Genomic DNA, 11,356 nt, shown 5'->3' with positions numbered 1-11,356 from the left:
CAGCGGCGGCGGGTCGTGCCGTGAATCGCCCGGTCGCCCGTCGGACACACACGGACGGGCCGACGGGCCTACCGTGGCGCGCAGCACCCACCCGCGCACCTGGAGGCCCCCATGCCGTCACCCTGGCTCGACGCCGCGCCCGACGTCACGACCGACAGGATCGACCCCGAGACCGTCTACGACGACGTGATCGTCGGCGGCGGCCTGACCGGCCTGGTCACCGCCCTGCTCTTCGCGCGGCGGGGGCACCGCGTCGCCGTCCTGGAGGCGCGCTCGGTGGGCAGCGTCGCGAGCGGCAGCGGTACGGCGTCGATGTCGCTGCTGCAGGGCAAGCAGCTCCAACGCATCCGCACCAACACCTACCAGAGCGTCGTCGACGCTTACGTCGCAGGCAACCGGGCGGGCTTCGACTGGATGGTCGACTACCTGGACGACGCCGGGGTCGAGGTCGAGCGCCGGGACGCGTTCAGCTATTCGACGACCCGGGGCGGCATCGCGACGGTCGACGACGAGTACCTCGTCGCCCGCAAAGCCGGTCTACCCGTCGTCAAGGAGTTCGGCCTCGACCTGCCGTTCGGCACCACGGGCGGTCTCCGGCTGCCGGACCAGGCGCAGTTCGACCCGATGCAGGCGATCGCCGCGCTCGTGGCCGACGTCCGGGCGCTCGGCGGCATCGTCGTCGAGGGGGTGCGCGTCACCGGGGTCGACGCGTCCAGCCCCGCGGTGACCCACAGCGACGGCCCCGACGTCCGCAGCCACCGGGTCCACGTCACGACCGGCAGCCCCGTGCTCGACCGCGGCCTGTACTTCGCGAAACTCCGCAGCGAACGCTCCTACGGCCTCGCCTTCGACGGCGCCGACGACCTGCCCGACGGCATGTACCAGGCGGTCGACGGTCCCACGCGGTCGTTCTCCGCGGTGGGCGACCGCCTCGTGACCGGGGGCAACCGGCACCCGGTGGGCCGCGCCTCCTCGACGACAGCGCTGGTCGACGACCTCGCCGACTGGACGACGCGTCACTGGCCCGGCGCCCGGCTGACCCATTCGTGGAGCGGCCAGGACTACGGCACGCCGCACCACGTGCCGTTCGTCGGCTGGCTGCCGCGCGGTCGCGGGCGCATCTACCTCGCGACCGGGTACGAGCACTGGGGGCTGACGAACGCGGTCCAGGCGGCGATGACCCTCGTGTCCGACGTGCTCGGCGATCCGCAGCCGTGGATGACCACGCTGCACGGGCGGGTCACCACGCCGATCGCGATCGCCTCGGGCATCGGCATCAACGCGGCGGACGCCTGGTGGGCGGCCAAGGGCTGGGCCGGCGCGATGACCCCGCGCCTGGTCGCCGCCGCACCCGCCGAGGGCCAGGGTGAGGCGGGCAGGTCGGGCGGCTTCGCCCCCGTGCCGCGCTCGACCGTGGGCGGCGAGGTGTGCACCGGCTCGGCGATCTGCCCGCACCTCGTCGGCATCGTCACCTGGAACGACTCGGAACGGTCGTGGGACTGCCCGCTGCACGGATCGCGGTTCGCCGCCGACGGCTCCGTGCTCGAGGGGCCCGCGACCCGTGGCCTGCGTCGCCGCGGCTGACGGGTCGCCGGCCCGCGGCGACCGACCGCGACAACCGGCCCGCGGCGACCGACCGCGACAACCGGCCCGCCGCGACCGACCGCGGTGACCTGCCCACGAGACACGGGGAGGCGCTGGTGGCGTACCGGCGCGTCGTACGCGTAAACTGTCCCCAGCTTCACCGCCCGGGTGTTCTCCGGTCCGCGCCTCCTCCGGCGCGAGTCGACCCCTCGGCGGGACGGGGCTTCGGGGCACGCGCCGTCGTCGGACTGCCCGCCACGAAGGTCGCCCGTCGCGAAGCCGGTACAGCTGTCCACCGCGCGGCACCCCGCCCCGCACGCATCCGGCGCGACCGTCTCGGTCGCCGTCCGCCCGGGGCGCCGAGCCGCTCGGCGCCCCGCGCAGCACCCACCGCCGACATGGCGGCACAGCACCGTCGACGCCCCGCGTCGACCACGAGGAGGAGCCTTGGCTCGACCAGGCCAGCGTCAATCGGGTGGAACCCGCACCGCCCAGCGTCCGAACCGTCGCCGCGAGGTCGACAACGACGGGCTGATCCCCGTCCTCGCCCGCGCGGTGCGCGAGGTCGAGGCCGCCGCGCAACGCGGTCAGGTCAAGCCCTCGAGCCGCACGAAGTTCCAGGTCATCGCCCTGCTCATGCGCGAGGAGCGCGCGCGGGTCAAGGCCGACAAGGCCATCAGCGAGTCCGAGCGCGCCGAGCAGATGAAGCGACTCGACGGCGTGGCCCAGATCCTCGCCAAGACCGCCGCCCGCGACACGTCGCTGATCACCCTGCTGGGTGATGCGGCGACGGTCAGCGAGGCGGCCAAGACCCTCAAGCGCGACATGCAGATGTCGGCCGGGCTCGAGCTCGAGCCCGAGCAGCAGATCATCGTCACCGAGGCCGCGCCGGTGGCGCCGACGTCGGAGCGACAGGTCGTCCCGCAGTCGGTCGTCTCGCGACAGCTGGCGAACCCGTTCCTGGCGCCCGACTTCGCCCTCGCCGAGGTCGCCCGCGAGGCGCACCCGCGTCGCCTCGCCAACTGGGAGCTCTTCGGCCCCCTGTTCAAGTCGTTCGAGTACGGCGCCGGCGGCGGCTCGGCCTGCATGCCGCTGCCCGAGCCCACGACGGTCGACGCCCCCGCGGGTGCGACCCTGATGCACCACCAGGCACAGCTCGTCGAGTCCGCCCGCCAGGGCCACCGCACCTACCTGCTCGCCGACGAACCGGGCCTCGGCAAGACCGCCCAGGCCCTGCTCGCCGCCCAGGCGGCCGCCGCGTACCCCCTGCTCGTCGTCGTGCCGAACGTCGTCAAGACGAACTGGGCCCGCGAGGTCCAGCTCTGGACGCCGACGCGCACGGCGACCGTCATCCACGGCGACGGCGAGAAGCTCGACGCCTTCGCCGACGTGGTCATCGTGAACTACGAGGTGCTCGACCGTCACGTCGGCTGGCTCGGCGACCTCGGCTTCAAGGGCATGATCGTCGACGAGGCCCACTTCATCAAGAACAAAGAATCGCAGCGGTCGCGCCACGTGCTGCAGCTCGCCCAGCGCATCCGGTCGCGCACCGCGCACCCCCTGCTCATGGCGCTGACCGGCACACCGCTGATCAACGACATCGAGGACTTCCGCGCCATCTGGGAGTTCTTGGGCTGGATCGGCGACAAGAAGCCCGCCGCCGAGTTGATGGAACGCCTCGAAGAGGTCGGCCTGACCCCTGCCGATCCCGGGTTCTTCTCGTCGGCACGCGAGATCGTGATCGATCTCGGCATCGTCCGCCGCAAGAAGGTCGACGTCGCCTCCGACATCCCCGCCCGTCGCATCGCCGACCTGCCGGTCGAGCTCGACGACGAGGTGGGCCGTTCCATCCGCGACGCCGAACGCGAGCTCGCCCGCCGCATGGTGCAGAAGTACCGCACCGCGCTCACCACCCGCACGTCGGGCGTCCGCGTCGAGGGCATCGACCACGACCTCGTCCGCCAGGTCGCCAAGTGGGAGCTCGAGGACGCCAGCGCGTCGAGCACCGGCGAGAACGTCTTCAGCATGGTGCGCCGCATCGGTCAGGCCAAGGCCGGCCTCGCGGCCGACTACACGGCCCAACTCGCCCGCAACGTCGGCAAGGTGGTGTTCTTCGCCAAGCACATCGACGTCATGGACGTCGCCGAGGCCACCTTCGCCAAGCGCGGCATCAAGTACTCGTCGATCCGCGGCGACCAGACCCCGGCCGTCCGTCAGCGGCAGATCGACGCCTTCGTGAACGACCCCGAGGTCGAGGTCGTCGTCTGTTCGCTGACCGCGGCCGGCGTCGGGCTCAACCTGCAGGTCGCCTCGAACGTCGTGCTGGCCGAGTTGTCGTGGACGGACGCCGAGCAGACGCAGGCCATCGACCGCGTGCACCGCATCGGCCAGGCCGAGCCGGTCACGGCGTGGCGCGTCATCGCGGCGCAGACGATCGACACGAAGATCGCCGAACTGATCGACAACAAGGCCGGCCTCGCCGCGCGCGCCCTCGACGGCGACGACTCCGAGGTCGTCGACTCCGTCGACGTGCAGCTCTCGGCCCTGGTCGCCCTGCTCACCGACGCCCTCGAGGCGTGACCCGGCCGGGGGTCGCGTCGACGACGGACGCGACCCCCGATCGGTACCCCGTTCCGTGCCCTCCCAGCGGGAAGGCGTTCGGTGGCCGGAGAACACCCGACCACCGAAGGAGCACCCCATGCCCGATCTCTCCGGCTACGCCCACGTCGCCATCACCGTCTCCGACCTCGACGCGAGCCTCGCCTTCTACGAGAAGCTGCTCGGTGCCGGCCCGGTCGGTCGCATCGAACTCGACGGCCTCGACCGCCGCATCTTCTCCGTCGGCAACGGGCAGACCCTCGGCGTCACGGCCTACACCGACGGGTCGCCCGCAGCCTTCGATCCGACCGTTCCCGGCCTCGACCACATCGGCCTGGCGGTGTCCGACCGTGCCGGCGTCGTCGCCTGGCCGCAGCACGCGACGTCGGTCGGCATCGAGTCCGACCTGCAGGACGTCGACTTCGGCCACGCCCTGATGATCAAGGACCCCGACGGCAACCAGATCGAGTTCTTCGCCCCGCCGGCCCAGAACTGACTCGGGCCACCTGCCGGGATCGCACCGCGTTTCGTGCACCGCGCCGCGACCAGATGGTGCGTGCTGCACGAAACGCGGTGTAGTGGAGGGCGGGTGCGGCAACCGGCGTCGCGCGCGTGTGTGCGGCGTGCGACCTCAGCGGTCCTGGGCGGCGGCGAGCAGGTCGCGTTCGTCGTCGGGCTCGAGCCCCGCGCCGTGGGGGCCGGTCGGGCCGGGCCGCGAGAGTTCCCAGGCGAGGACGTCGCGCAGCGTCTCGTCCACGGGGCGCGGCACGAGGCCCGCGGCCCGACCCGCGCCTCCTGACCGGGCACCGAAGCCCGCGTGCGTGGCGACGGGCACCCACAGCGGCATCGACCGCGGACCGGCCCAGGGCCCGACCTCGTGCGCCTCGAGCCAGGCCTCGTCGACCGCGACGACCTCGCCCGTGTGTCCGGCGACGCGCCGGGCCGCCGCGAGGTGGTCGGCCAGCGGGTGCCGCTCGCCCACCGCGTTGACCGTCCCCGAGAGGCCGCGCTCGGCGGCCAGGACGATCCAGCTCGCGAGGTCGCGCACGTCGACGGGCTGCACGTCGAGACCGGGGACGTCGGGCACGAGCACCGGGTCGGGCTCGCTCGACGCGGCAGCCCGGGCGAAGCGGAGCGGCCACCCCCCCGGGCGACCGGTGTGGTCACCCGGTCCGCCGATGAGCCCCGCCCGGACGATCAGCGCCCGGCCGGCGCCGCACGCGGCGACGACGGCCCGCCCCCCCGAGACCTTCGCCCCGCCGTGGGCCGCCTCGTCGGCGGCGACGAGGGCTGCCGACTCAGCCGCCCCGGGGGGCGCGGTGTCGGCGTAGACGCTGCCGCGCGACACGAGGGCGAAGGGGGCGCTGGCGGGCTCGGGCACCGCCACGGCGTCCCGGACGTGCGACGCGTCGCGAGCCAGGTCGACGACCGCGTCCCAGCGCTGCCCGCCCCCGACCACGGGGTCGTACGCCCCGGACGTGCCGCGGTCGGCCCGGACGAACGTCGCCCCTTCGGGAACGTCGCCCGACGCACCGCGGGCGAGGCACGTGACCTCGTGACCGCGGGCGAGGGCCGCGTCGACGATCGTCCGGCCGAGCCAGGCGGTGCCACCGAGCACCAGCAGGCGGAGCGGGCGCGCCGACGCCGGCGCCGGGGCCGAGCCCGCGCTGGTCGAACCCACGGTCGCGAGGTCAGAGACCGAGCTTGGCCTGCACGTCGGCGAGCGACGGGTTCGTGGCCGTCGAGCCGTCGGGGTAGATGATCGTCGGCACGGTCTGGTTGCCGCCGTTCGCCTTCTCGACGATCTCGGCCGTGCCCGGCACCTCTTCGATGTTGACCTCGGTGAAGGCGATGCCCTGCTTGCCGAGCTGCTGCTTGAGTCGGGCGCAGTAGCCGCACCACGAGGTGCTGAACATGGTGATGCTGCCGGACTCGGGGACGTACGTGCTCGCGATGTCGCTCATGGCCCCAGGCTAAGCCCGGTCGGCGGTGAGCGCCGGGGGAGTTGGCTGGGAGGCGTACCAGCACGCACCACGAAGGGAACACCATGGCAGACACGGTCGCCGACCAGATCATCGCCCAGCTCGTCACCGCCGGGGTCCGGCGCATCTACGGCATCGTCGGCGACAGCCTGAACCCGATCGTCGACGCCGTGCGTCGCACCGGTGGGTCGGCGAAGGGCGGGATCGACTGGATCCACGTCCGCAACGAGGAGGCCGCGGCCTTCATGGCCTCGGGCGACGCCCAGATGAGCGGCGAGCTCGCGGTCTGCGCCGGATCGTGCGGGCCGGGCAACCTCCACCTGATCAACGGCCTGTACGACGCCAACCGCAGCCGCGCCAAGGTCCTGGCCATCGCGAGCCACATCCCGAGCACGATGATCGGCTCGGACTACTTCCAGGAGACCCATCCCGACCGCCTCTTCGTCGAGTGCTCGGGCTACAGCGAGATGATCTCGACGGCAGAACAGTCGCCGATGGTCGTCGCCAGCGCGATACGGCACACCCTGGCGGGCGAGGGCGTCAGCGTCATCACGCTGCCGGGCGACATCGCCGAGCTCGACGCGGGCGGCACGGTGCCCGCGTACGTCAGCGTCCGCCCGCCCGAGCTCGTCCCCGACCGGCACGACGTGCAGGCCCTGGCCGACGCCATCAACCAGGCCGACACCGTCGCGTTCTTCGTCGGCGAGGGCGGCCGCGGGTCGCACGACGAGATCATCGCGTTGGCCGACCTGGTGGCCGCCCCGATCGGGCACAGCCTGCGCGGCAAAGACGTCATCCAGTACGACAACCCGTTCGACGTCGGCATGACCGGGCTGCTGGGCTACGGGGCCGCGCACGCGGGCATCCACGACGCCGACCTGCTCGTGCTGCTCGGCACCGACTTCCCGTATCCGCAGTTCCTGCCCGACGCCTCGAAAGTGACCATCGCGCAGGTCGACGTCGACGCCGCCGTGATCGGCCGTCGCGCCGACGTGCAGGTGCCCGTGCACGGTGCGATCGCGCCGACACTCCGGGCGCTCATGCCGCTGGTGACCCGCAAGAAGAACCGGAAGTTCCTCGACAAGACGCTCAAGAAGCACGACAAGTTGATGACCGGTGCGGTCGGGGCCTACACGAAGAACGTCGAGAAGATGCGGCCGATCCACCCCGAGTACGCCGCCTCGCTGCTCGACGAGGTCGCCGCCGACAACGCGATCTTCACCGCCGACACGGGCATGGGCAACGTCTGGGCCGCCCGGTACGTCACGCCGACCCCGCGCCGCCGGATCTTCGGCTCCTACCTGCACGGCTCGATGGCCAATGCCCTGCCGCACGCGCTCGGCGCGCAGATGGCCTACCCCGACCGCCAGGTGGTCTCGATCTCGGGCGACGGCGGCCTGTCGATGCTGATGGGCGAGCTGCTCACGGCGCAGATGTACCAGCTGCCGGTCAAGATCGTGGTGTTCAACAACTCGACGCTGGGTCTCGTGAAGCTCGAGATGCTCGTCGACGGGTTCCCCGACTTCGGCGTCAACGTGCCCTACACGGACTACGCCGCGGTGGCGCGGGCGATCGGCATCCACGCCGTCCACGTCGACGACCCGCGCGACCTCCGGGCCGCCTACGAGGCCGCGTTCGAGCACGACGGTCCGGCGCTGGTCGACATCGCGACCGACCCCAAGGCGCTGTCGCTTCCGCCGATGATCACGGGCGCCCAGGTCAAGGGCTTCTCCCTCGCCATGTCGAAGATCGTCATGAACGGCGGGGCCGGCGAGGCCGCGGCCATGGCCCCCTCGAACCTGCGCCACGTGCCCCGTCCCTGAGGCCGTCACCGCGCCTCCTGCGTCCTCGCTCTCGAGGGGTCAGGAGGCGCGGTATACCGTGAGCGGGACGCCTCGCGACCCTGCCCGCCCGGCTCAGCCGGCGGCGGGGGCGCTGCGTGCCGCGAGACGGGCGACGGCCGTGAGCGGGATGTCGATCCAGTCGGGCCGGTTGCGGCTCTCGTAGATCGCCTCGTACACGGCCTTGTCGATCTCGAACGCGTCGAGCAGGGCACGGGCGGCCCGGACGTCGACACCGGACGAGGCGATGTACCCGTCGACGAACGCGCGGCGGGCGTCGTGGGCCCAGGCCTTGGCATCGACCGGCACGTCCTCTTGCGCGAGCGAGCCCGCGACGTAGTCGAAGGACCGCAGCATGCCCGCGATGTCGCGGATCGGCAGGTCGGGGCGCGAGCGCTCGGGCATCGGCCGCAGGGGCTCGCCCTCGAAGTCGATCAGCATCCAGCCGCGCTCGGGCGAGAGCAGGGCCTGGCCGAGGTGCAGGTCGCCGTGGATGCGCTGCAGGTCGGGCCAGTGCAGGTGCTCGGCCGCGTCGTAGACGGCGCCGATCGCGTCGGCGTGCTCGGCGATCTGCGGCACCTCGCGCGCGGCGGTCGTGATGCGCCGACGCATGCTCGTCAGGGCCCCGGCGATCTCGTCGTCACCGGCGGGAACCGTGCCGAGGTCGGCGGCGAGCGTCGCGTGCACCTCGGCCACGGCCACGCCGAGCGCGTGGGCCTCGGCCGTGAAGTCGGTGCCGTCGGCCGCGGCGGTCAGGGCCACGCGCCAGGCGTCCTCGAGGCCGGGCAGGAACTCTTGCGAGAAGGCGAGGTGGCCGGTGGCCGTGCCGCCCTCGCGTCCCACGTCAGGCCAGGTCGCCCGCAGCGAGCCGAACGACGAGGGGACGTGCGTCGAGCCGCCCCGGGTCAGGGCGGCCTGGGTGGTGACGTCGGGGTTGTCGCCGTGGTGCAGCACCCGGAAGACCTTCGCGATGACCTGGTCGACGGGGCCGCCTTCGACGTCGTAGACGATCGACGTGTTCGACTGCTCGCCCGAGAGGACGCGCGAGCGGCGCACCTGCCCGGGGTCGACGATGCGCGTGCCGTCCACCGTGACGTCCGCCCCGACGACGTGCGCCTCGGCCGACATCGAGCGCAACAGCTCACGGGCGTAGGCCGGGTCGTGCGGCCCGTCGTAGAGGTAGCGTCCGTCGGCGGAGCCGATGAAGGCCGCGTCGCCGCCGGGCAGGGGAGTCGCGCGGCTGACGAGGGGCACCTGGTACAGGACGGGGACGTCGGCCGCCTCGTCGATGATGAGCAGCGTCATGGCGAGCGCGTCGTCCACTTCGACCTCGAACGAACCGATCACCCGCAAGGCGGGCGTCCGTCCCTTCGTCGCGTACCAGCGCTGTCGCGCCATCCATCCGGCAAGGCTCGGGGCCACATCGCTCATGCGACGACCCTACGCCGGGGCGCCCCGCGGGGTCCGGGAGGCGGTCGACCAGCCCCCTCGACTACAACGGAGTGATGAGCACCGCATCCCCGCGCCGCACCGAGCAGACCGAGATCGAGCGCAAGTACGACGTCCACGAGAGCGCCGGGGTGCCCGACCTGGCCGGGGTGGGGGGAGGCGCCGAGGCGCTGCTCGTCGACGGCGTCGGGCACGACCACCCCGTCGAGCTCGTCGCGACCTACTGGGACACCGTCGACCACACGCTGCTCGGGGCCCGGACCACCCTCAGGAGGCGCGAGGGCGGTGACGACGCCGGCTGGCACCTCAAGCTGCCGCCGTCGGCCGGCACGTCCGGGCGCCGCGAGGTGCACTGGCCGCTCGGCGACCCCGACGAGCCCGTCCCGGCCGCCCTGCGGCGGCTCGTCGAGGCACGGCTGCGGGGCCGGCCCGTGCACCCCGTGCTGCGACTCGAGACGACGCGTACCGTGACCCGCCTGCTCGACGCGTCGGGCCGCGAGCTGGGCGAGCTCGCCGACGACGTCGTGCGGGCGTCGAACCCCGACACGGGACTGCTGCGCACCTGGCGCGAGTGGGAGGTCGAGCTGGCGCCGGGCGTCGACGGTGCCGAGGGCGAGCGTCTGCTCGACGCCGTTGCCGAACGGCTCGAGTCGGCCGGGGCGTCGGTGTCGTCGTCGAAGTCGAAGCTCGCCCGCGGGCTGGGCTCCGAGCCGGCCGTGTCGGCAGGGCCGTCGGCATCCGGCGAGGGCGCGGGCGGGGCCGCCTCGACGGTCGTGCCTGCCGCGGCCCCGAAGAAGAAGTCGGCCGCGGCCTTCGTCGCGTCCGCCGCGGCGGGCCTGCGCGACGAGTTGCTCGTGGTCGACGCCGCCGTGCGCGACGACGAACCGGACGCGGTCCACCGGCTCCGGACGACGACACGGCGGCTGCGCGCCCTCCTCACGGTGTGGGACGGCGTCCTCGACCCGGGGCTTGCCACGACCGTCATGGCGGGCGCGGCCCGCCGCGGCCCCGTGCCGGGGGCCGCGCGCGACGTCGAGGTGGCCCGGGGCCGGGTGGCGACCCGCGCCTCCTCGGCTCCGGCGGGGTTCGTGGCCGCCCAGGCCACGGGGCGGCTCGACGCCCGGCTCGGCGAACGACTCGGCGAGGCCGTCGGTGACGTGCGACGCCTGCTCGACTCGGGCGCCTGGTTCGACCTGCTGGAGGCGGTCGACGCGCTCGTGGCGGCCCCCGCGACGGGGGAGCACGCCACGGACCCGGCGGCCGAGCTCTCGGCCGCGCGCCTGCGGTTCGAGCGGAAGCGGACGAAGCGGGCCGTCCGGGCGGGGCTCGCCGCGCTGGACGCGGCGGGGGGCGAGACCGGAGCGGAGGCGATTCCCGCCCTGCACGACGCCCGGAAGGCCGCCCGACGGCTGCGGTACGCGCTCGAGGTCGACCGGACCCGCAGCGGATCGGGTCGAGGCCGTGCCCGCCGGGCCGAGGCCGTGCAGGACGTCCTCGGCGAGCACCGGGACGCCCTGGCCGCGGTGCGGACGGTGCGCGAGGTCGCGGCGTTCGCCCACCGGTCGGGCGAGGACACGTTCGGCTACGGCGTGCTGGCGACCCTCGAGGTCGCCCGGGCCGACGAGGCCCTCCGCCGCTTCCGCCGGGCTGCCCGACGACTCTGCCCGCGGAGGCCGGGCGGCGGGCCGAACCCGACCGTGCGTCCCTCCGGCGGCGGGCCGAACCCGACATCGGCCGCCTGACACGCCGCACCCAGGGAGACATGAGCGGCGTGTCGTCGCCCGATGGTCGCGATGTGCACAGGACAGGCAGGCGGGGCGCCGGCGGTGCTCGGGCCGGACGACGCGGCCGGGCTGCGGGGCGCGATCGCCGGAGCCACCGGTGTCGACGCCGACCTCGTGC

The 11,356-nt window shown here is 73.6% G+C and carries 8 protein-coding genes; 5 read left to right on the top strand and 3 right to left on the bottom strand.

What is annotated here, in order from left to right:
* Positions 1–111: 111 nt before the first annotated feature.
* The 3 genes from AEQ27_RS00735 to AEQ27_RS00725 all read left to right on the top strand — a co-directional run bounded on the left by AEQ27_RS00735 (position 112) and on the right by AEQ27_RS00725 (position 4,678).
* On the top strand, positions 112–1,584 hold the full coding sequence (locus tag AEQ27_RS00735; protein ID WP_054144944.1) for an FAD-dependent oxidoreductase: 1,473 nt from the start codon (positions 112–114) through the stop codon (positions 1,582–1,584).
* A gap of 447 nt (positions 1,585–2,031) precedes the next feature.
* Positions 2,032–4,164 carry a DEAD/DEAH box helicase gene (locus tag AEQ27_RS00730; RefSeq protein WP_054144943.1) on the top strand — a complete coding sequence of 711 codons (2,133 nt, stop codon included), beginning with the start codon at positions 2,032–2,034 and terminating at the stop codon, positions 4,162–4,164.
* Between the two features lie 118 nt (positions 4,165–4,282).
* Complete coding sequence (locus AEQ27_RS00725) at positions 4,283–4,678, top strand: VOC family protein (RefSeq protein ID WP_054144942.1); 396 nt, start codon at positions 4,283–4,285, stop codon at positions 4,676–4,678.
* 135 nt (positions 4,679–4,813) lie between these two features.
* Here the strand turns inward: AEQ27_RS00725 and AEQ27_RS00720 are convergent, their stop codons facing one another.
* The gene (locus AEQ27_RS00720; RefSeq protein ID WP_054144941.1) at positions 4,814–5,863 is read right to left on the bottom strand and encodes an NAD-dependent epimerase/dehydratase family protein; all 1,050 of its coding nucleotides are present in this window, start codon (positions 5,861–5,863) and stop codon (positions 4,814–4,816) included.
* Positions 5,864–5,873: 10 nt separating this feature from the next.
* Positions 5,874–6,146, bottom strand: a complete 273-nt coding sequence (locus AEQ27_RS00715) for a mycoredoxin (protein WP_043596421.1) — start codon at positions 6,144–6,146, stop codon at positions 5,874–5,876.
* 83 nt (positions 6,147–6,229) lie between these two features.
* Between AEQ27_RS00715 and AEQ27_RS00710 the strand changes: the two genes are divergently transcribed.
* Positions 6,230–7,987, top strand: a complete 1,758-nt coding sequence (locus AEQ27_RS00710) for a pyruvate dehydrogenase (protein WP_054144940.1) — start codon at positions 6,230–6,232, stop codon at positions 7,985–7,987.
* Positions 7,988–8,080: 93 nt separating this feature from the next.
* On the opposite strand, the gene AEQ27_RS00705 is transcribed toward AEQ27_RS00710, so the two are convergent.
* On the bottom strand, positions 8,081–9,436 hold the full coding sequence (locus AEQ27_RS00705; RefSeq protein ID WP_054144939.1) for a hypothetical protein: 1,356 nt from the start codon (positions 9,434–9,436) through the stop codon (positions 8,081–8,083).
* Between the two features lie 74 nt (positions 9,437–9,510).
* Between AEQ27_RS00705 and AEQ27_RS00700 the strand changes: the two genes are divergently transcribed.
* A complete protein-coding gene (locus AEQ27_RS00700; RefSeq protein WP_054144938.1) occupies positions 9,511–11,196 on the top strand; it encodes a CYTH and CHAD domain-containing protein in 1,686 nt (561 codons plus the stop codon).
* Positions 11,197–11,356 lie beyond the last annotated feature (160 nt).

The organism is Frigoribacterium sp. RIT-PI-h (assembly GCF_001297205.1).
Taxonomy (GTDB): Bacteria; Actinomycetota; Actinomycetes; order Actinomycetales; family Microbacteriaceae; genus Frigoribacterium.
This window is presented reverse-complemented; position numbering and strand designations above follow the sequence as displayed.

What these genes read in the sequence shown, in the direction of transcription:
- AEQ27_RS00735 (WP_054144944.1), top strand. Translation starts at nt 112, where the DNA reads ATGCCGTCACCCTGGCTCGACGCCGCGCCCGACGTCACGACCGACAGG.
- AEQ27_RS00725 (WP_054144942.1), top strand. Translation starts at nt 4,283, where the DNA reads ATGCCCGATCTCTCCGGCTACGCCCACGTCGCCATCACCGTCTCCGAC.
- AEQ27_RS00715 (WP_043596421.1), bottom strand. Translation starts at nt 6,146, where the DNA reads ATGAGCGACATCGCGAGCACGTACGTCCCCGAGTCCGGCAGCATCACC.
- AEQ27_RS00710 (WP_054144940.1), top strand. Translation starts at nt 6,230, where the DNA reads ATGGCAGACACGGTCGCCGACCAGATCATCGCCCAGCTCGTCACCGCC.
- AEQ27_RS00705 (WP_054144939.1), bottom strand. Translation starts at nt 9,436, where the DNA reads ATGAGCGATGTGGCCCCGAGCCTTGCCGGATGGATGGCGCGACAGCGC.
- AEQ27_RS00700 (WP_054144938.1), top strand. Translation starts at nt 9,511, where the DNA reads ATGAGCACCGCATCCCCGCGCCGCACCGAGCAGACCGAGATCGAGCGC.